Annotated in this window: 16 protein-coding genes; 5 read left to right on the top strand and 11 right to left on the bottom strand. The window is 43.5% G+C overall.

What is annotated here, in order from left to right:
- Window positions 1-206: 206 nt before the first annotated feature.
- The 9 genes from AC1XUD_RS02155 to AC1XUD_RS02195 form a co-directional block, all read right to left on the bottom strand.
- Window positions 207-1,949 carry a PQQ-dependent sugar dehydrogenase gene (locus tag AC1XUD_RS02155; RefSeq protein ID WP_483359296.1) on the bottom strand — a complete coding sequence of 581 codons (1,743 nt, stop codon included), beginning with the start codon at window positions 1,947-1,949 and terminating at the stop codon, window positions 207-209.
- 48 nt (window positions 1,950-1,997) lie between these two features.
- Window positions 1,998-3,248 (bottom strand): amidohydrolase/deacetylase family metallohydrolase, encoded by a 1,251-nt coding sequence (locus tag AC1XUD_RS02160; RefSeq protein WP_483359297.1) that lies wholly within the window; start codon window positions 3,246-3,248, stop codon window positions 1,998-2,000.
- A 51-nt stretch (window positions 3,249-3,299) separates the two neighbouring features.
- A complete protein-coding gene (locus tag AC1XUD_RS02165; RefSeq protein ID WP_483359298.1) occupies window positions 3,300-4,523 on the bottom strand; it encodes an aminotransferase class V-fold PLP-dependent enzyme in 1,224 nt (407 codons plus the stop codon).
- A gap of 400 nt (window positions 4,524-4,923) precedes the next feature.
- Window positions 4,924-6,507 (bottom strand): SusD/RagB family nutrient-binding outer membrane lipoprotein, encoded by a 1,584-nt coding sequence (locus AC1XUD_RS02170; RefSeq protein ID WP_483359299.1) that lies wholly within the window; start codon window positions 6,505-6,507, stop codon window positions 4,924-4,926.
- Window positions 6,508-6,526: 19 nt separating this feature from the next.
- Complete coding sequence (locus tag AC1XUD_RS02175; protein WP_483359300.1) at window positions 6,527-9,925, bottom strand: SusC/RagA family TonB-linked outer membrane protein; 3,399 nt, start codon at window positions 9,923-9,925, stop codon at window positions 6,527-6,529.
- A gap of 112 nt (window positions 9,926-10,037) precedes the next feature.
- A complete protein-coding gene (locus tag AC1XUD_RS02180; RefSeq protein ID WP_483359301.1) occupies window positions 10,038-11,060 on the bottom strand; it encodes a FecR family protein in 1,023 nt (340 codons plus the stop codon).
- Window positions 11,061-11,129: 69 nt separating this feature from the next.
- Window positions 11,130-11,672 carry an RNA polymerase sigma factor gene (locus AC1XUD_RS02185; protein WP_483359302.1) on the bottom strand — a complete coding sequence of 181 codons (543 nt, stop codon included), beginning with the start codon at window positions 11,670-11,672 and terminating at the stop codon, window positions 11,130-11,132.
- Window positions 11,673-11,949: 277 nt separating this feature from the next.
- Window positions 11,950-13,062 (bottom strand): lactonase family protein, encoded by a 1,113-nt coding sequence (locus tag AC1XUD_RS02190; protein ID WP_483359303.1) that lies wholly within the window; start codon window positions 13,060-13,062, stop codon window positions 11,950-11,952.
- A gap of 115 nt (window positions 13,063-13,177) precedes the next feature.
- The gene (locus AC1XUD_RS02195; protein ID WP_483359304.1) at window positions 13,178-13,918 is read right to left on the bottom strand and encodes a carbohydrate-binding family 9-like protein; all 741 of its coding nucleotides are present in this window, start codon (window positions 13,916-13,918) and stop codon (window positions 13,178-13,180) included.
- A gap of 294 nt (window positions 13,919-14,212) precedes the next feature.
- Here AC1XUD_RS02195 and AC1XUD_RS02200 point away from each other — a divergent pair, with 294 nt between their 5' ends.
- The 3 genes from AC1XUD_RS02200 to AC1XUD_RS02210 all read left to right on the top strand — a co-directional run bounded on the left by AC1XUD_RS02200 (window position 14,213) and on the right by AC1XUD_RS02210 (window position 17,459).
- A complete protein-coding gene (locus AC1XUD_RS02200) occupies window positions 14,213-15,745 on the top strand; it encodes an MFS transporter (protein WP_483359305.1) in 1,533 nt (510 codons plus the stop codon).
- A gap of 156 nt (window positions 15,746-15,901) precedes the next feature.
- On the top strand, window positions 15,902-16,153 hold the full coding sequence (locus AC1XUD_RS02205; RefSeq protein ID WP_483359306.1) for a DUF6814 family protein: 252 nt from the start codon (window positions 15,902-15,904) through the stop codon (window positions 16,151-16,153).
- 124 nt (window positions 16,154-16,277) lie between these two features.
- Window positions 16,278-17,459 (top strand): acetyl-CoA C-acyltransferase, encoded by a 1,182-nt coding sequence (locus AC1XUD_RS02210; protein WP_483359307.1) that lies wholly within the window; start codon window positions 16,278-16,280, stop codon window positions 17,457-17,459.
- Between the two features lie 14 nt (window positions 17,460-17,473).
- On the opposite strand, the gene AC1XUD_RS02215 is transcribed toward AC1XUD_RS02210, so the two are convergent.
- Entirely contained in the window at window positions 17,474-17,971 is a 498-nt protein-coding gene (locus AC1XUD_RS02215) for a GtrA family protein (protein ID WP_483359308.1), read from the bottom strand.
- Between the two features lie 259 nt (window positions 17,972-18,230).
- Here AC1XUD_RS02215 and AC1XUD_RS02220 point away from each other — a divergent pair, with 259 nt between their 5' ends.
- Together AC1XUD_RS02220 and AC1XUD_RS02225 are read left to right on the top strand one after the other, a co-directional pair.
- On the top strand, window positions 18,231-18,752 hold the full coding sequence (locus tag AC1XUD_RS02220; protein WP_483359309.1) for a hypothetical protein: 522 nt from the start codon (window positions 18,231-18,233) through the stop codon (window positions 18,750-18,752).
- Window positions 18,753-18,762: 10 nt separating this feature from the next.
- Complete coding sequence (locus tag AC1XUD_RS02225) at window positions 18,763-19,323, top strand: hypothetical protein (protein ID WP_483359310.1); 561 nt, start codon at window positions 18,763-18,765, stop codon at window positions 19,321-19,323.
- An 89-nt stretch (window positions 19,324-19,412) separates the two neighbouring features.
- Here AC1XUD_RS02225 and AC1XUD_RS02230 read toward each other — a convergent pair whose 3' ends face one another.
- On the bottom strand, window positions 19,413-21,548 hold the full coding sequence (locus AC1XUD_RS02230; protein WP_483359311.1) for a hypothetical protein: 2,136 nt from the start codon (window positions 21,546-21,548) through the stop codon (window positions 19,413-19,415).
- Window positions 21,549-21,687 lie beyond the last annotated feature (139 nt).

The following is a 21,687-nucleotide window of genomic DNA, read 5'->3' on the forward strand; positions in this document are numbered from 1 at the left end:
AGGGGGTATTGCTTTATTTGGGCTCTCGACTATCGGCTAGGTTTGAATTAGTATTTTATCATAATTCTCGCGTTGGAAACGCTTGACCATTGGGTACCGATTTCAAATCGGCACCAGCGCTTGGATTTTGATTTTGTCGTTAGTTCGCGTTGCAAACGCTCAAACATGGGGCACCGATTGCAAATCGGTGCCAGCCGCCCGCTGCCCTACTTTTCCGCTTCGATTGCCTTTCGGGCTGCAGCTACTTCTTCGGTTGTAATCTCGCTGGCTGTGTTCCCGAAACTCGAGCGGATATGCGTAAGCACCTCGGATATCTCCTCGTCTTTCAAAAAGCTATGTTGCGGCATAACGTTGTTGTAAGACTGGCCTTTTACTTCAATCGGCCCTTCCAAACCTTTCAACAGCACTCTGATCAATCTTGATTTATCGCCAGTCACCCATTCCGAACCGGTCAGAGGAGGGAATCGTTGCGAGTCACCGCGACCATTGCGTTGATGGCAGGAAGAACAATAGACGCTGTAAACTTTTCCTCCGGCCACTGGTTTGTCCTTATCCAGATTGTCTTCCTCAATATCGGGAGTGCGGATATTCGACATCATTTTGCGCTTCTCCATACCAGCCAAAGCCTTTTTCGAAAACTTGTTTTTCTTTCCGGTATATGTAATTTTCCATATTTTGCCTTTCTCCGTTTCGGCGAAGTAGACCGAGCCATCTGGCCCCATGGCTATACCCATTGGTCTGTATTTTGCGTCGCTGGTATTTACAATTGGATCGACCCCGGCAAAACCGTCTGCAAAAACTTCATATTCTCCGGAGGGTTGGTTGTTTTTAAAAGGCACAAAACCAATGAAATAGCCCGATTGTGGATATGGAGCGCGAATAGTAGATCCATGGAAGGCGATAAACGTACCATTTTTATAATGTTCGGGGAATTGATTTCCACGATAGAACATCATATCATTAGGTGCCCAGTGACCCGGAAAGCCGATTAAAGGTTTTTCATATTGATCGCCACGACCAACAATTTTGCCGTCGCCACCATATTCCGGTGCAAGTACTTTTTTGCCCTGAATTTGATCATAATAGCAATATGGCCAGCCCGCGTCTGTTCCATCTTTAACTCTCAAAAATTCCTCGGATGGTAGCATGGCGCTTTGCCATGGGTTGTATGACTGTGGCCAGAGACGTAGTAAATCATCGCGTCCATGAACGACTGCGAACAGGTTATTATCCTCAAAATTCCAGTCCATTCCAACCACGCTTCGAAGTCCTGTCGCATATCGGTAACCATCTTTTTGAGTTTGGCCAACTTTATTGGCATCAAACCGCCATATGCCGCCGTGATCCAGCAGCAAAGGACATGGGTCGATTCCGACGGAACCAGGCACGCGGTTTTGTTCCTGACAAGCGTTCGAAGGAGCGCCGAAAGCAACATACATATTGCCTTTTGAATCGAAAGTGAGAGGCTTGGCGATATGCTCGTGCATTCCGTGCGGGTGGTCGTCGGTCAGGATTACCTCTTGTTCACTCTCCGGAACGAGTTTCCCGGGCGTCAATTTGTAACGATATACGATCAGTTCCGAACTGAAATACAAATATCCGTTATAGATCCGCATGCCTGTTCCATATGCACGCTCTCTGGTGTTTCCACCAAATCTTTTGATGATATCTGCCCGGCCATCACCATTTGTATCTCTGAGTGCAATCACCGATTCGCCTTTATCGGCAAAGCGGGCTTTTACATATATATCGCCGTTGTCGTTGATCGCCAGATGTCGCGCTCTGCCGGGTAGACTATCGACAACAACTGTTGCTTCAAATCCTTCGGGCAGGAAAAGACCTCCGTTCTTATCGTTGACTGCGGGTAAATCTTCTGAAAATTTTTGGGTAAAACCGGCCAGTATTATCAATCCGGCGGAGAGAATGAATTTCAACTTTGGCGTTAACATATTTAAAAGAGCAGGTTTAGGAACTGATAGGGGTATCGCTCTGGGGTATTATCTTGAATAAACAGGGTTAGCGATGCCATTGAGATCATATACAATCTTGCCACCCATGATGGTCATCTCGCATTCCAGTTTCTGCTTGGATTCCATCTTGTAGCCGGTTTTGTCGTAGAATCCAAACTTGCCATCGCGCATCGAGAATACGGCCACATCGGCAATCGCATTTTCGGAGATATGTCCCAGATTTTCTCTATGTATTACTTTCGCAGGCATCCATGTGCTAGCCTTGATGACTGAAGGCAAATCCATCCCCATTGCGTAGAATTTGGACATAATGCTAAGCATATCCTTCATAGAACCATTCATACTTCCGGTATGCAGATCGGTGCTAATGGTAGTCGGCAGAAAACCAGCCTTGAGGGCCGGAATGGCCTGAGAATAATTGAAACTGGCACCTCCATATCCGACATCAAATACAATACCCTTTTTAATCGCTTCGGTTACAAATGGTTTTACCTTTCCGGTCGCTTCGTCAACGACGGTTTCACGAATGTCTCCTGGCAAAAGAGTGTAGGTGTGAGTGAAAATATCACCTTTACGAAGGTGTTTCATGAAAAGTTCTTCCAGAGAAAGTGGGGGAGTGCTTCCGCCAAAATCAACAATGACAGGCATATTGGCCAGTTTACCCGCAGCAACGGCGTTATCAACCGGTTTCCAGTCACGTCCCTGAAAGTGTGCTACTTTGAAACCTACTATATCGTTCGGGTTTTTCAGGGCAACGGCTGCGGCCATTTTCGGATCCATATCAGAAGTATCCTGCTCATAGGTACCGCCGCGCATCCCTTCACCAACTATATTCAAAAACGAGAGTACCCGTGTTTGGGAATTGAAAATGATATTCTTTTTGAAGGTATTGAAGTTTGTCCAACCCGCTCCTCCACAATCGACAATGGTAGTGACACCGACGCGAAAAGTGAACCCGTCAGGCGGCAATGCGGTAAATCCGTCGCTCAAATAATGGTTTTGTTGGGTGCCTGCGAAGACGTGGCCATGGATATCGATCAGCCCGGGCGTTACATACATGCCCTTCGCATCCACCACTTGCCGCGCCTCTTTGGGATCTATATTTTTTGCTATTTTTTTGATTTTCCCGTCGAAAATCCCCACGTCCATCACTTCATTCAGGTTATTCTTGGGGTCGATAACCGTCCCGCCTTTGATAACAATACTGTAGGTTTGGGCACTGACAGGAAATATACTTGCACATAAAAGTAATGCTGAAATCAGAAATGATTTTTTCATATTGTTTCAGGAAGTTGGGCTTAGGAAATGTCTTTTTTAGAATCGGATACCTTAAACTGCTGCTTTGGAAAGTTCTTCTTTCAAGCGGGTAGCTACAATTTTCTCTTCTCCAGGCTTCAACATCCAGGTTGTGATATTGATACTTTTATCACCGCTTGGCATGATTTCGATCGATGGGCTTCCGTTTCTCAGACCTTCCTGCAAAGCTTTGGAAGACAGGTTTACAATTGAACTATCCCATGTTATTGTCAGGGTAGGCGTGTGATTGCCCAGTTCAGGTACCGCAACGCTTGTCGTTACACCTTTCACACTTGTCGCCGCGCCGCCGATATGAGCCACTCGTTCTTCCCAGGTTTTCCATTCTTTTTTGTGATCCATATTCACAAATTTTTCAATCGCCACATACATACCCAGAATCTCTTCTTTATTTACCTTCATACCGCGACCGATCGTCGATCCGCGTGGGGGCATGCTCAATCTCGCAGCTGCGATCAGGTCTTTTTTGCCCATTAATATACCTGCACTCTGGGGACCGCGCATGGCTTTTCCGCCAGAAACGCAAACCAGATCAAAGCCCATATCGTTGAATTTCCAAAGATTTTCAACCGGTGGTACATCAGCGGCCATATCAATCATGGTTGGTATGCCATGTTTTTTAGCAATCGCGATCCATTCTTCATGTTTGATCAATCCTTTGTCTGACTGGATATTCAGGAACCATAACAGCGCCGTTTTGTCTGATATCGCCTTTTCAAGTTCTTCGACCGTTTCAATTTCAATAATTGTGCAACCCGTATTGGTCAGTGCATGAGAATATCCGATGCTATGCCCCTTTTGAAGAATCACTTCCGACTTCATGCCCGTGCCTTCCAGATGCGGCAATGCTTCCACCTTCTTCTGATCCATACCTGTCAAAACACCCGCCAATCCAAGTGTAAGGGCAGAAAAACAACCGGCGGTCACTACAGCTGACTCGGCATGTGTGATGGCGGCAATTTTTTCACCCACTTTGGTCTGTACTTCGTCGAGCATCATAAACTCATGCGAAGCACCCTGAATAGTCGCCATTACTTCTTCCTGCATCAATGAACCTGTCATGGCAGTGTAGGTTCCTGCTGCGTTGATAAACGTTCTGATACCTAGTTCCTTAGCAAGGTTTCGAACTGGTACTTTTGCAGCAACGGCCGTAAGCGGGCTAAGGCGGGTTTCACCCAAAAATCCACCGAGCAGGGGCAAGGTCGACAGATGCTTAATGAGGTCTCTTCTATTGATCATAATTTGATAACTGGACAGCGTATTAGTAAAATACGGATTGGACAAATTGTTAAATAGGATTACCACAAAAAGATGCTTTTTCTATGGCGTAATACTCTATTTGTGGTATAAATATTTATAGAATATTGAAGCGGTAGAATAAAGTTTGGCGTGTGGTTTAGTTACGAGGTGTGAGTTAGTGCAAGGGAATGTTCACTATACCGTAGGCTTGACGATATAATTTTTATTGATTGGAGTGAATTATTACCTGGAGAGCCAGATTAAGCTTTTTTTGAATACCGTCCTTTGAAAGAAGGCGCTATTAATATTGAAGAGTGTGTTAATTTCCAGCCTTCAGGTGGATAAAAGAATCGAGATGGCAATAGCCATCCCGATTCTAGAAAAGCGTCACAAGTTATAATTAGAAGTTTGCAACCGCGCCAGTATCCCACCATAAACGAGTGGCGATATCATCTTTGGCGCCAGATCCCATACCAGCCACCGCCGCACTGACAGCTTCAGTATTACCAGTTCTTTCTGCGTTCACAAATGGCATTCTTTTGATCCACTGATCGGCGGTGATCACACCCCAGTCATTGTTGCTATCATTTTTGGCCACATGTGGAATTTTAGGATAACCGGTTCTTCTGAAATCAGCCCAAGCTTCGATAGTGTTCGTGAATGTATTGAGGTATTTCTGAGTAATAATTTTCTCAAGTTTCAATTCTTTCGAATCTGCTTCATTCCAAGCCACTGTAATTGTCGAAACTGCGGTGAAGTTATTTCTGGCGTCGATAGGATCTACGTAACTAATTGGTTTGCTGGTTGCATCAGCAATATAGGCATCCACACCACCAGCACCCCAGTCGGCGAACGAAAGTTTTATTCCTTCTTCGTAGTTAGCTTTTGGATCTCCGGCGCCTGCCCATCCTCTAAGTCCTGCTTCTGCTTTCAGGAAAGAAACTTCGGCAGCAGTGAAGTTTCTTCTTGTCTGAACAGTCTGGAAGCTTTCGGCCACTTTTGAGAAAGGAACGTGATCCGCCTTGGCTTTAATATATGCACCATTTCTGATTCCTTTATATGGCACTGTAGGGTGGTCAGCGTACAAAGCTGAGCTCGCAGCGGCCATTGGAGCAAAATATTGAGAAATTCTGCCATCTTTAAGACCAATCAAAAACGATTCCATCAAAGCACCCATACGGGTATCATCCCATTCATAGCAAATTTGTGCAACAGGGATTTTATTTCCGTTCAAAGAGTTGACAAAGTTGTCTGCATTAGTGGTAATCAATCCGGCAGGGTCAGCCAATGCTTTTTCTCCTTGAGTTTTGGCCAATGCAGGATCTACTTTTGACAGACGAATGGCTAATCTCAGGCGCAAGGAATTAACCACCTTTTGCCACTTAGGGATACTCCCTTTGTAGTTTGAAGGGTCAAATTTGGCAAAACCTACATATTCCTTGTTGGCGTTGAAGTCTGTTTGTATAGAATCCAATTGACTGAAAAACCGCGCGTAAAGATCCGATTCCTTGTCGTACGGAATGGAGTTAGCGGTGCTCCCGTATTGAGAGTAGATTACAGGACCATGCATTGCAGTCAATTTTGACATACCGTAGATCTGAACCAGCTTAGCCCAGGTTGCAAAAAGAGGCAGGTTATTTTCTGCTGCAAGGCGAATCACTTGTTTGCCTGGAGACATTACGCTACCGTAGATACGACCCCAGTATGAGTTCCAGCGAATGTAATAGGTTGTATTGTTTACGTTTCCAACAAAGTCGGTCGGCGTTCCCATATACCCCATCCAGTTGTCAGCGCAGAGATCTTCTTCGATCTGATGACCGTTCAAATTGAAGATCATGTTAGAAAAAGGAGAGCCCACGAGGTTAAAGTCTTCTTTTAACAGCTCATCCGAAATTTGATTTGGGTTCTGGTTCGTTTCTACAAAGTTTTCTGTACAAGCCCCGAGCGCAATCAAAGATATCAGTGCAATTATTACTTGTTTCATGTAAATAATTTTAAAGTTTTTAAAGTGAGAACTTCAGGTTCAACCCGTAAGATCTTGTAGATGGCAAGCCAAATACGTCCATAGACTGCAGGTCGTTGCTGGTGCTCATCGCTTGCTCAGGATCAAACGGCGCATCTTTGTAGAAGAAGAACAAGTTTCTTCCAACGAACGACAAAGAAGCATTTTTGAATATAGGATTCGAACTTTTTGATTTAAAGTTGTAACCTATCACAAGTTGTCCCATTCTGATGTTCGTTCTTTTAAACAAATATGGCTCCATAATTTTATTTCTGTCACCAACAGCAGAGTAATAAGTATATGGATCGATTGAAGAAACAGCTGTTCCCTCAGGAGTAACCGCGTTGATTGGTACGCTTCCCGCGTCTCTTGCTTCGGCAGTTCTTTGACTTACACCATAAGAATCAAGGAATGCCTCTGTTTTAGAGAAAGCCACTCCACCGAATTTTGCACTAACCAATGCGCTTACAAAGAAGCTGCGGTAATTGAAGTTGTTATTCCATCCTACAATAAGCTTCGGGTTAACATTACCAACTTTCTCCTGTGTAGCTGCCTTTGTAGGTACACCATTTTTGTCCAAAATAATAGCTCCTGCGTCATTGCGGGCAAATTTATAAATATAGACGTCGTTGAAAGAACCTCCGGCTTTAATTATTGATGCAAAACCTTCGTTGTCACCACCTACTTGATAGTTCGGGTTAGATGCGATCAGCTCAACAATTTTGTTCGTGTTTCTTGACGCATTCAAAGAAGTATTCCAGCTGAAATGATCTGCACGGAACACCTCTGCATTAAGGGTCAACTCAAATCCTTTGTTTGTGATTTTTCCAGCGTTCACATAATAAGTGGTATATCCAGAACCAGAAGGAGCCGACAATGAAAGGAATTGGTTGGTGCTCACACCGTTGTACAAGGTAAAGTCAAGTCCAAGTCTGTTTTTGAAGAACTTAAGTTCAAGACCGTATTCGTTTGCAACGATTTTTTCTGGTTTCAAATTGGTGAATGGCACTTGAGTTGGTCTGTTGATACCACCAATACCCGCAGGACCACCTGCTCCACCGATACTACTCAAAGGTAGGACCACGTTATAAGGCACTTCATTGGCAGTTTGCGAGAATGAAGCCCTTACTTTGAATAATGAGATCGCCTGAGGCATAGTGAACATTTGACTTATGATAGCCGATCCACCAATAGATGGGTAGAAGTAAGACTCGTTACCTGTGAGCGACAAAGTAGAAGCCCAGTCATTACGTCCAGCCAGATCCAGGAACAAAAAGTCTTTGAAACCAACAGACAAGTTTGCAAACGCACCTTGTTTTATCACTTTGCTGTAGTTGCCTAGTGCTGTGAACATTACGTTGTACGGCATGTTCGCAAATGTAAATACGTTAGGATACTGAAGTGAAACGGTACCATTGTTAACGGCTATACCATCGTTGTAGGTGTTCTTTTGGTAGCTAAGACCTGCCAACGCGTTGACACTGAATGCTCCAAAGGTTTTATTGTACGAGAGAATACCATCAGCGTAAATCGATTGATCTGTATATTTTCTATAATCCCATTTTCCGTTAGGGCTAACACTTACAGAGTTACCACCTGCCGCGTAGCGCTTATCATCCAAAACGTTATTATAGTCGATATTACCCCTTACTTCAAATTTAAGATTCTCTACGATGTCATAGGAAAGCTTCATGTTGGCAATAATCCTTTTGTACGTCTGAAGTTTCGGATTCTTGTTCAATTCCCAATAAGGATTGTTTTGCTTCTCTTCAGTCGAATACCAGTTCATTTTCATCATGTTCCGGTCCTTGTTGAACACCGCATAGTTGTCTTTGAAATCACTGAAGTTGCGATCTCTACCGAACAGATATAAGCCGGTCAGTGGGTTGTTGTAATAACCTGCACCAGGACGGTTTTTAGAAGTTTCAGCAGAGAGAATTACGCCTGAACTCAAAGTAATTTTATCCTTCAAAAGCTTGGTGCTTTGTCTGAAAGAAAAGTTGTTTTTATTGTAGGTGTTTGTTGGCATTACACCTTTCGAATATACATTTCCGTATGAGAAATAAACGTTTGATTTGCTATTTCCACCAGTGACAGAGACAGTGTTGGTAGCGGTTATACCAGTCTGGAAGAAGTCGTTAATATAATCTTTCTGATAACTGTCTGATTTAACAACGGCTGTTCCGGTTGGAGTCCAGCTATAGTCACCACCAACAGTTCCATAACGATATTGGAACTTAGGCAGACCTGAAACTTTTTCCAAAACTGTACTGGAATTGAAATCTACGGATACTCTGCCTTCTTTGCCTTTTTTGGTGGTAATCAAAATTACACCATTGGCTCCCTGGCTACCATACAGAATAGCAGCATTAGCACCTCTCAAAATACTGATACTTTCGATGTCGTTAGGGTTAATAGCAGAGAGACCATCTCCACCATCTGTTCCACCATAAGAACCTGGCTGTCCACCTTTGTTGTTAACCATTGGAATACCATCGATCACATAAAGCGCTTCACTTGATCCTTGTAGCGATTTGTTCCCCCGAAGAACCGCTCTTGTGGAACCACCTGCACCTGAACTACTTACTTTAATATCAACTCCCGCAACCTTACCTGTAAGTGCGTCCACGAAGTTGGTATTGGCAGCTCTGTTCAATTCCGTGCTGGCAATCTGCTGAGTAGCGTAGGTCAGTGATTTTTTATCTCTCGAAACACCAAGTGCCGTCACAACTACTTCGTTAAGCGTCTTGTTGTCCTCTTTCATTGTGATATTCAACACTCCGTTTGTTCCCACCTTTTCTTCATGTGGTAAAAAACCAATAGAGGAAAACACGAGTGTTATATCCTCAACAGCAGTAGTTAAAGAAAATTTGCCTTCCGAATCGGTAGTGGTTCCATCGGCCGATCCCTTAACGAGTATGTTTACGCCTGGCAAACCGTTTCCGGCCGGATCAAGAACTGTACCCGTAATGGTTCTGGCGGCAGCATTCACCTTAACCTCGGCAGGCGTGGCAGGTGTTGCAGCTTTTGCAGTTTTCGGACTGATCACGATATTGTTATCAACTTGAGTGTAACCGAGTCCGGTTCCATCCAAAATCGCATCCAATACCTCTTTAACAGGTTTTTTGTCGACAGAAACCGATACCTTTTTGTTTCTGTCAATTCTTTCAAGACTACTTACAAATTTAAAGTCGCTCTTTTTTTCTATCTCTATAAATGCGCTTCGAAGTGAAGCGTCGTTGAGATGAAGCGAAATTTTAACATCTTCTATACTTTGGACTTTCCCCGCCACAGCCGCAAATGATTGGCTGACCGCGAGGATCCATAATAGAAGAAAAGCGAAGGGCATCCTGTTCCAGCCATGTTTACCGGAATAATGAGCGTAGATCTTTTTTCTCATTCGTTTGGAAAAAATTAGTGTTAGATTAATAGAGGTATTATAATTATTAAGGCACTTTTAATAATTCAGAAATTGGATTTTAAGGTCGTTCAAAAGTTTTACAGGCCTCCGGTCAATTGCAAATCCCGCCACTGACCGTTACCACTTTTGACCCGATTACATACTCGAACGAATTAGATATACTCAACAATTTGAGAATATCCTTAAGTGTGGCATCCCGATTAAAACTGGCCATTACTCTGCAACGTTTTAATCCTTCATTTTTAAAGATAATCTTCTTTTCAAACCTCATCTCCAGCTGATCGGCAACCTCCCGATACGAATTGTCTCGAAATACCAAGGGATCGAGCCGCCACTGGGCGATACTTTTTAAGCTAACGTTGTTTATATACGTTCGTGTGTTTTCCAGATCCGTAACTAGCTTCTGACCTGGTGATAGTTTGTTAGATGTTCTTGCTTCGTCGTTCTCGCTGACCACCTCCACTTTGCCAGTAACTACGGACACTTCGTTTTCTTGCTGCCCTGGGTAAGCTTTTACCTCAAAAGAAGTTCCAAGTACCTTCGTTACCATACCATTGCTTTTGATAATGAATGGCTTGTCTTTATTCGGTTTTACCTCAAAAAATGCATTTCCCTTTAAGTTAACAATTCTGTCTTTCCCTTCAAAGCTTGCTGGATACTCCAGTATGCTTTTCTTGTTTAGCCACACCACAGAACTGTCCGCAAGCACTATTTTGTACATATCGCGATTGCCTGTAACCGTCTGAATCAGTGAGACTTCTGCCAGCGTTCTTCTTCTGGTTTTGTTCTTATAAAAGTTAAACGCCATTCCCATAATGAGCACAATGCTTGCTGCGGCAAACCAGGTATTAACACCTATAATCAGACGAGTTGGGGGGATTGAATTACTTTCATTCTCATCAATTTTTGAGTAAAGCAAATCCAGTCCACGACTCACGTCGAACGCATTACAGTCATCTGAAACCTGTTGGTTCCGCCAGGTATTTTCAAGCTGTTGAAATAACAGATGGTTTTCCTCTTGCTCCAACCAGGTCTCCATGAACAACATTTCCTCGGGGCTGCACTCGCCGGACAAATATTTTCCGATGATGGGCCATAGTATGTGATCTGTCATGAATTTCTGGCTATCTGATGTAAGGACAATTGTTGCCCTGAGAAACCCCCATTGGCTCCAAAATATTTTTTATACGGTATAGGACTTTTGCAGAAGTTTCATTTGCTTAATCGCTTTACCCATTTGGTTTTCTACCGTCTTCGAGGATAATGTAAGAATTTCGGCAATTTCATTATAAGTGAATCCCTCGAAGCGATTTAGCTGAAAAATAACCTTTCTTTTTTGAGGAAGTATATCTACAAGCTTGTGCATATTTGTTTCGAATTCCTCATACATTAATACTTCCATCGGGCCAGGGTTGCTTTCTACGAAGTCGTCGCTCAGATCCTCCATGGTGTGTTTTTCCTGCTTCATATAGTTGATGCTGGTATGGCGCGTGGCTGTAAAGAGGTATGACCGAAGATTACGGTCAATCATCAACGTCTCGCGTTTTTCCCATATTTTGAAGAAAACGTCCGCGACAATTTCCTCGGCGAGGTCGGATCTGCTAGTGAAATAGGCAGCAAAACGGCACAATGAAGGATAGTACTTCCTGAAAAGACTTTCCAGAGCCTTGCTATCTCCTTTTTTAATAAGGGAGACCAGAAGCAGATCATTTTGATTGTGAAGCATAATATACTTTATAATCTTACTTAAACCTTATTTAATCCCTTTTCGCAAAGTGTGGTTGCCCAAGGTACGCCATCTAAATTGTAGGAGCGATATTTACCTGCTTTGGTTGTCTTGAATAAAAAAGGTTATATTTTATTCTGCCATTTTGGTGCTTTGACAAACAACTGCGTTCGTTTGGCTAAATTTATAAAAGTATATTTGAATAGAAACAACACAGCGCAAATTTATTTTAAAGAATTTGCACTGTGTTGACGAACACACTCAGCTTAGGAGTGACTTAATGAACTATAAAAAGCTGCTTAACACATACCGGGGTAGGTATGCTGATCTCTTTTCCGGTATAGGTAAGTTGACCTGTTTTATCGTTCAGATTGAAGAAAACGACATTGTTGTTATCCCTGTTTGTTACAATTGCGAATTTTTCTTTTTGGTCAATCATAAAATTTCTCGGATGCTTTCCGTGCGTATCCGCGTGGCCGGCAACCGTTAATTTTCCTGACTTGGCATCTACCTTATATATCGCCAGACTCTCATGTCCCCGATTGGAGGCATACAGGAACTTTCCGTCGGGAGAAAAATGGATATCGGCAGCATAGCTTTTTCCGGTGAAATCTGAAGGCAACATCGTTACTCTCTCAAGTGGAGTTAATGTGCCGTTGGTCTTGTCAATTTTGAATGAATTAACCACCGACGCGAGTTCACATGCTGAATATCCGAAGTTTCCGTTAGGGTGAATTGCGAAGTGGCGGGGACCGTCACCAGCTTTTACTTCAACATACGGCTTTTCGGCGGGAATCAGTTTGCCGGTCTGCGGGTTAACCTTATACACCATGATTCTGTCAATTCCCAAATCCGAGGCGTATATATACTGGCCGTCAGCAGACGGGATAATAGAGTGCATATGAGGCTTTTGACCTTCAGCTCCTTTATCCTGGATACCATCCGTCAGCTCGCCGACAGATCCATCTGCGTTAATGCGATATACTGCCAATTGGCCGCTACCATAATTGGAAACATACAAAAAACGACCTTTTGGATCAACGCTCACGTGGCATGGCCCTTTTCCACCTGATGACTGTTCATTCAAAAAGGTAAGTTTGGCGGTTGCTTGGTCGATAGAATAGGAAGTCACAGTGTTGTTACCTTCGTTAACCGCGTACAAATATTTATGGTTGGGATGAAATTCCAGAAAAGACGGGCTGTTCTTATTTGGCAGGACCTGTAATTCTTTGAAAGACATATTCTTACGGTCGAATTCATAAACATATATACCTTCTCCCTTTTGAGAATAGGTCCCGATATACAGGATTTCTTTGGTATGTTGTGCAAAGGCGGTCACTGTGCTGAGTAGCATGAGGCAAATGGAAAGAAGTGTTTTTGGGATTTTCATGGAGATATAAAAGGTTAAAGTTTTAATCGGCTTTTAGGTGTTAGCAATTAGATTTTAGTTTTTTTACCATCAAGACTCAACTTTCTGAATTTCTTAATGGTTAAAAATCAGCGAGTTATTCGAATTTAAGCGTTCCGAATTTCAGGAATTCATGAAAACTGCCGTTGGTTTTTTGCCATGAGTAATATGCAGGTTCGGAGTCGTAATCAATTCTGTAGAAATTCCCACGCCAAACCGTTCCAGACTTCGGTGTTTCGGGCACAATAGGGTTCATGAGATTGAAAGGGATAAAAAACTCAGCCTTCCAGCCAGTAACGGCAGCTATGCTTTTTTTCTGTCCGCCCTGAGCTGTTGTGGCATGTCTGACTTTGTTTCTCTCGTTATAATTCCATGGTTTCCACCCTTGAACACCACCTTTCAGATGCGGAACAAGAATGACGAGTTCATAATCCAAAGGCGAAATTTCATATTCGAGGTATATCGGAACTGACGTATCGGGCCACAGGAAAACTTCTACAACGTCCTCTTTAAACAACAGTCCAAAATCTTCCATGATGGTTGAAGTCAGTCTTTTGTCCTCACAGTCGAACAAAAAATACATTCCCTTTTCGGAATACATGATTTTTACCCGAGATGAAAATTCATAACCAGGCTTTTTCTGCCCGGCTCCGTTTTGAACTTTGATGGGAACCCATTCGGCCGCCGACCAGTTTTTGGCGTTCCCCTCACCGTTTACTTCAAAATCGGTGGTTTTACGAATAAGCATCGTAGAGTCTGGCCCGGACGCGCGGGCAGTCGAAAGGATACTTCCAAGTCCTATCAATAACGAGAGGATCGAAATAAATCGGATGTGCATCTTAGAGGAATATGGTTTAGGACAATAGACGCCGGGCTATAATGCAGCCGCGAAAAGTAAATATCGCTGCGCAAGCGAGGCATATGGAAGCAGCAATTTCAACAGGTTTTTAGATTTTACCAAATGCAGATTTTGTGACTGATCTTTTACAATAAAATACTTTTTAGCAAACACAATGAGTAATGTCAAGTACAATCTGACTTATTCTGCTAAAATCATATACTATTCCAATCTTTATATCTGGTCTGAAAAGTCGGATATTCTGTAAATCTGATCCTTACCTACTCTTACTCAATGAGTTCTTCTAAAGACAATGTTACTCAGAGCATTACCAAAGTAATTGCGGCGTCATCCCTTGGTACCCTCATCGAATGGTACGACTTTTATATTTTTGGAAGTTTGGCAGTAATCATAGGAAACCAACTTTTTCCTTCTGACGCAGGCGCTTCTTCTCTTATTAACACACTCGCGATTTTTGCTGCAGGTTTCATCGTAAGACCTTTCGGAGCTTTGGTTTTCGGGCGTTTGGGCGATTTGATAGGCCGGAAGTATACCTTTCTGTTGACGCTTGTCCTGATGGGCGGGTCCACTTTTCTTATTGGATTGATACCTTCCTATTCAAGCATCGGATATGCCGCACCTATACTGGTTTTAATTTTACGACTAGTTCAAGGTCTGGCGTTGGGAGGCGAATATGGAGGGGCAGCAACCTATGTTGCGGAGCATGCGCCTGTTGGCCGTCGTGGCTTTTTTACAAGCTGGATCCAAACCACGGCAACCCTGGGTCTTTTCCTGTCTTTGGGTGTGATCGTCATTACCAAGAATATTCTGGGAGCAGAAGTTTTTGCTGACTGGGGCTGGAGAATACCCTTTCTGTTGTCGATTTTACTGGTAGGTGTATCGATTTATATCCGGATGAAAATGCACGAGTCCCCGGTTTTTACAAAGTTGAAAACGGAAGGAAAGGTATCTGCTAATCCTTTGAAAGAAAGTTTTCAGCACAAAGCGAATTTTAAAATGGTGCTGCTCGCTCTTTTTGGAGCAACGATGGGGCAGGGGGTAATATGGTATACCGGTCAGTTTTACGCACAGTCTTTTCTAGAGAATACCTGCAAGCTCGATTTCAACGAATCAAGATATATCCTGCTTTGGGCTATACTTTTTGCAACACCGTTTTTCGTTGTTTTTGGTGCATGGAGTGATAAGGTAGGGCGGAAATGGATCATGCTTACGGGAATGTTATTGGGAATTGTATTTTATCGCCCGATATATCAATACTTTATTGATGCAACGGATGTAAAGGCGATGCAGAAAATTGAAGCAGCTATAATACAGGAGGAAAATACCAAGTCGGAATACGATAAGCAGACACAGGATTCAACCATTACCACAACCTATTCCAAAACGCTTCGCGGCGGAATCAGTTTCGACGAAATTCAAACCAGAAAAGTGCCGGGCGACGTCCTCGCAGAGATCCCAGCCGTTCAGACGATCATCAAAGATGTTGTTTTACCTACGAACACCTATATCATTTTTATTGCACTGGTATTTTTTCAGATATTATTGGTAACGATGGTTTATGGTCCTATAGCAGCTTTTCTGGTAGAGCTTTTCCCGACAAAAATCCGATATACTTCCATGTCTTTACCATACCATATTGGCAACGGCGTTTTCGGAGGACTCGTCCCATTCATCGCGACGCTGGTTGCGTCGTACAATGGCTCAACGCCCCTGTCAGGCCTTTGGTATCCGATATCGATCGCTGCGCTGTCGTTCGTGATTGGCGCGATTTATATTGATGAAGGGAGGAGGGGAGGAAAGGGATGAAAGGAGGAAAGGGTGAAGGGAGAAAAGGGATAAAGGGGATAAAGGGGAGAAGTGAGGAGTTGTGATAAGGGAACAGATCACTCAGCGCAGTACTCCCTTAACTCTGCGTTTAAAATTGAACAATGCAATCGAAAGCCGAAGTAAAAAAAGAAACATATGACCTTACTTAAAAAATACCTTGGATTGTTGTGGATGGCTTTGGGGCCAATTGTCATCATATTCCTGATCACTCAGGCGAGCGATAAAATTTCCGCTGCCACAGCCGGCATTGCGCGGATGAACACCAGTTTGCAATGGGGGATCATCATTTTAATATTCATACCGATATGCGCCGGATTGGTAATATTTGGTTATTACGGTTGGAAAAATGAATATGATAAGCTGCCAACGGGGTCGGAAGATTTCTAATAAGTCTTTCACATTTATCATTGAAAAGCCTTTACCTGACCGTAAGGGCTTTTGTATTATTAAGTTTTGCTAATCCGCAGATTATTGGTTTACTTGATATATAGCGTATCATAAGAATTAGACCATGGGAGACGAAGTATTCATCATATCAGCAGCACGAACACCAGTTGGAAGTTTCGGGGGCATATTGTCAACTGTTTCAGCAACGCGACTCGGTGCAATTGCAATCAAAGGAGCTCTGGAACGGGCAGGAGCACCGGTTGCTGAAAACGTAGACGAAGTTATTATGGGAAATGTCATTTCCGCAAACCTTGGGCAGGCACCGGCACGCCAGGCAGCGATATATGCGGGGTTGCCGCCGTCGGTTATATGCACGACAGTCAACAAGGTTTGTGCATCAGGGATGAAAGCGGTGATGCTTGGAGCTCAGTCTATCCAACTGGGAGACAGTACCCTGGTGGTAGCTGGAGGGATGGAGAATATGTCGCAGATTCCATATTATCTTCCTAAAGCGCGAAATGGATATATTTTCGGAAACGGGGAGGTCGTAGATGGACTTACCCGGGACGGGCTAACTGATGTGTACGACCAGATTGCGATGGGAGTTTGTGGCGACAAAACGGCTGTTAAATACGGAATCAGCAGGGCCGATCAGGATCATTATGCCATTGGTTCATATCAGCGGGCTGCGCAGGCAACTGAGAATGGGTATTTTGAGAATGAGATAGTTGAGGTGGAAGTGGTTGCAAAAGGAGTGACAAGCCTCCTGAAAGAGGACGAAGAGTACAAAAAAGTGAAATTTGAAAAGATCCCGCAGTTAAAACCTGCCTTTTCGCCCGATGGATCTGTTACGGCTGCGAATGCTTCAACCATTAATGACGGGGCAGTGGCGATAGTATTGGCAGGGAAGCAAAATATGGAGAAGTATAATCTCAAACCCAGGGCCAGGATTGTTGCTTACGCCGATGCCGAGCAGGAACCTCAATGGTTTACAACAACACCGGTTTTAGCTACTCAAAAAGTGTTGGCAAAAGCGGGCTTGTCCATCCAAGATATCGATTATTTTGAAGTGAATGAGGCATTTGCAGTTGTCGCTCTCGCCTATATGCAGCTACTTGAACTTGATCAGGAGAGGGTCAATGTTTTTGGCGGAGCTGTCTCGCTTGGCCATCCTCTGGGAGCTTCTGGCGCACGGATTATCGCCACGCTACTATCCGTTTTAGAACAAAAAAACGGACAATATGGACTGGCAGCCATATGCAATGGCGGTGGCGGAGCATCGGCAATAATTATAGAAAGACTTTAAAAAGTCAGGTAGTCTTAGCGCATCAGGAACTTAAGGCGATCGTAAAACCCGGTACTTTTAAAGGTGAAGGTTTTGTGAAGGATGTAGTTGCTCACAAAACTAAACCCCATCCCGATGATATTACTCACCATTTGATTAACATTCACCTGCTTGTCAGAAGAGGGAATGGTGAACATATATTTATCAAAATAGGCGTCTGAAACCTTGAGAGCCATAATCGAAAAGAAAACCGTGACAAAACCCGAAAACGTAGAGACCATCAGAAATTTGATCATTTCACGCCGGGTCTGGTTGCTGTTTCTTGCATTGAATGCAAACAATTTGGTAAGACCGAAACCTACTACAAAAGAGGCCGCATAGGCCACAGGCACCGATTCCTGAAAAGTAAGACCGAACCAGTCCTGAAATAAACTTCCGCAAATGAGCTGAACAACAGCGCCGGTCCCGGCAACAAAGAAATAAGCAATTAGATCTTTTGAATTTAAAATCTTATCGGTACCGGTTTTTTTCACTGGGTCGTTTATTGATGGTTCGTGTGCTTAACAGGCCGCAATATTAGAAAGAATTTACTGCCCTGCCAAGGTGCTGTATAAAAATTGACTGAATGGAAAGTGTTACCTTTCGACGTTGCTATGTGACTAAAACAGTATATTGGGGTCAGAAAAAACTGACAGGGTTTCAAATTCAATTATCGGTTATTATGGCTCGTCTCTTAGCGTATTTAAAAAAAGTACCGGCTGGTTATGGCCGGAAATATGTACAATAACAATTATGAAAACATTCAGATACTCAATTTTAGCAATATTATTTAGTCTTTATATCGTTGATTCTCAGGCTCAGACAAAATCCTGGGCAATCGGATTTAAAGTGGGGGAGCCCACCGCTGTGAGTTTAAGGAAATATGGAAATAGAAATGCATTGGATGTAAGTTTCGGAACTTACACGGGTTTGCTGAAAAAGAAGAGAGAATATCGCGGTGGGGAATATGCTGCTATCGGGTTGATGTTCAATGCAACCTATTTATGGTATGTTCCTATCGCGAACCAGAAAATGATGGGATATGGCGGGGTAGGTGCTCAAATCAACAGTCGTAAGTACTATCCGGATGCCTCAAGGAAAGATGTTCACGATAACGGTATATCAACAGGTCCATCGGGAACGGTCGGAATTGAGTTTTTCTTTGGTGAAAGGCCAGGCTCGTTTTTCATCGAGGGAGGTGGGTATCTGGAGGCGTTACCGAAATTCTTCTATTTTAATCCCAATCTGAGTATTGGTTTGAGACATAACTTTTAACCTAAGGATCATGGAAAGGATGTTTCGGTATGTTCCGGTTTTTTTGTTTTGTCTGGCCTTTTTGGCCAGCTGCCAAAATATTAAGTCTTCACTTGTAAAAACAGATTCCTCGGCTAAGTCTGGTCTTGATAAAACAGGCAAATCGGTAGACGCTAATTCAGCTGTGACGGAAAAAGTAAAACGAGACTCGTTGTCAAAGTCGTTAAGTTTGCTCCCTGATTCAGCCGGTAAAAGCGCATCCTCAAACATATTACAAGGTGCTTATACTGCTTCGCCAGTGGTCGATGATCCTCAAAAAATACTGGACCAGTATGTCGATATGGATCGGTTGGGTAACGCCGTGCTATTTGAGATTGATCTTGCAGAAAAGAAATGGGCGGCTATACGCAAGCAATATCTCCAAGCCAGCTCGTTGGAACAAGAAAAGCTGAAAGTCCAACTTGAAAAAGCGGATTCTGACCGATTGATATTATATCGTGCCTATACCAGGATTTATCGGGATGGAAGAACAGACTGGCCGACAGTTCAGCGAGATGTAGAGCGTATTTTAAATAGTTTGAAAGGTAAGTGACGTTATCTTTGAGTTATTTAATGTACTGATCAACCGTCAAAGGGGTAGATGGGTCTTCCCCATTGGCCACTTTGACGGTTTTTTATAGATTATCTCCTTCTTCCACCTCCTCTGGAGCCTCCACCGCCTCCTGATGGCGCAGGCCGGCTTCTATTCAAACTCGGATTGGAGTTAAAGCGATCCTGAGATCTGTTTCGGTTTGAAGATTCGCGTTGCAGTTGTTGATTTCTTTGATTATCAGTACGTTGCCAGCTTTGGTTTTGTCTTTTGTTGAACTGTCCATCGGCTCCTCTTCGGTAGACATCGCCGTTTCTGTCGCTATATACATTGTTTGGCCTGGTTCTGGCAGTGCCCGCCGTCGGACGATTCACTGGATTCCTGCTATTGTTACCATTTACCCGCCCATTATTGGCCACTCGATCCCTGCTGACAATCCCGCCGCGGTTATTGTAGATATTGTTTGCTGTATGACGACCCGGACGGTTGTAGTATCCACCACCTGGTCTTCGTGGCCCATATATTGGTCCTCTTGGGTATGGACGATAGGGAGGATGGTACATGGGAGGGCCAAACCATCCGCCATAACCCCCATACCGGGCCCCCATTCCAAACCAACCGACGCTTACGCCGTAGCCCACACTCCATCCCGTCCAGGGATTATAACTCATGCGGAAGCCCCAGGTAACGGGACGTGGATAATAGTGAGGACCATACCAGGGATTGTAATAGAAGCCAGTTCCGTACACGATAGTGGGCCCATATATGTAGCTGCCCATATATCCGGGTGTATAACCCATGTATACATATTGTGGCGTGGATGAATAGACATATACATATTTGGTATTATAAGCCTTGTTGTTAGCCGGAATCTTTTCTACCTCACCTGGTCTTTCGGTTGCAACCTGCCATGGCCCCGTAGCTGTGGAACTTTCAAACCAAACGCCATTTTCAACACAGAAATATTTGCTTCCCGATTGCAAAACAGTTGATGACGTGTTCATGGCAACGGACATTGAAGTACCCTCAATGGGGTCAAATTTTGGAGTACCGTCGTATTTGACTGTGCAGGTTGCTTTTTGTCGATCGACTTTGGCGGTTTGAGGAATCTGGGCATCCACGACTGCTTCCCTGGCTGCATCTGTACCCGCAACACTGATCAATACCTCATCCTTCTCACTTCCTTCTGGTATTTTGGCAAAATCTGAGGGGAGTTTTTCTGCTGCAATATACTCCCAGCCGCTGACAAGAGCTTTACTTCTATACCATCTTCCGGATAGCAACAAATAGTAATCCTGGCTCGCAACGTCCATAAAAATGTTGTTGCTGGTATTGGACATATACAGCAATCCGGTCCCGGCAATGGTGGCAAAATCCGCTTTGCCTTCAGATTGAATCAATTCAGCCGGAACCGTTGAGATGATAATTGCTGTTGGTTTACGCCCCTGCTCGGCAGCGGAAACGTAGCTTGAATCGTTTTTTTGCTGCTCTCTGATATTTTTATCAAGGTCTTTTACTTTACCCTTAAGAAGCGTAGTATTCACCCAGCCATTTTCTAATTTATCGGAGCTATACCAGAAATCTCCATCAAAAAGATAAAGCTTTTTGTCATCATTTTTTATAATTAGATAAGGCGTATTAATTACCTTTTCAAGCCCTATATCCGTATCCATATTCCATTTTGGCTCACCGTCGATAAGAATCAGCGTCGAAGATTCCGTCCTGTAAATGATTTTTGGTGGTGTATTATCAAAATTCTCGTTTGCCGTTTTGGATTCGTTTTCGAGCGAAGTGGTGATATCGTCGATAGAAACGCGGTAGTCCCATTTAGGTACTTCCTGTTCAACCAGATATTTCAAATTGCTGAGTTGCTGTTCCTGCATCTCATCCGGAAATTTGATATTCGTTATTTTAGTGGATTCCAAAGAAGCCATCCGGGAATCGCGATCGGTTTGTAGCGTGGCATCGACCCATATGACGCCAAAAACGGGGTCCGAATTCGCACTTCTATATACAGCAATGGCAGCACGGGCTTTTAATAAATTGCCCACCAGACTTTCAGCCTGAGGTTGGTAAATTACAATTTTCTCTTTTTTGGCTGTCGTTATTTCCTTTGGCCAGCTGGATTGCCCAAGGGACTGAAAAACAGTAGATTGTAAGGCGATGAGAACGATCAAGAGGGTCATCCATCTAACGAGAGGCCCTTTAACTGTGAGTTGAAGCAACATTTGACAAAATCAGTTAATATGAAAATTTGGCAAACAAGTCGAAGCGGATATTCGCTATGTGCAATTGCGCATATTAAGAAAATCGCTATGAATATAGGATATGATTGAAGTTACATAGGTTTTTTGATTTTCTGAAGAA

The organism is Dyadobacter sp. HNCC25DJ184, from assembly GCF_056895215.1.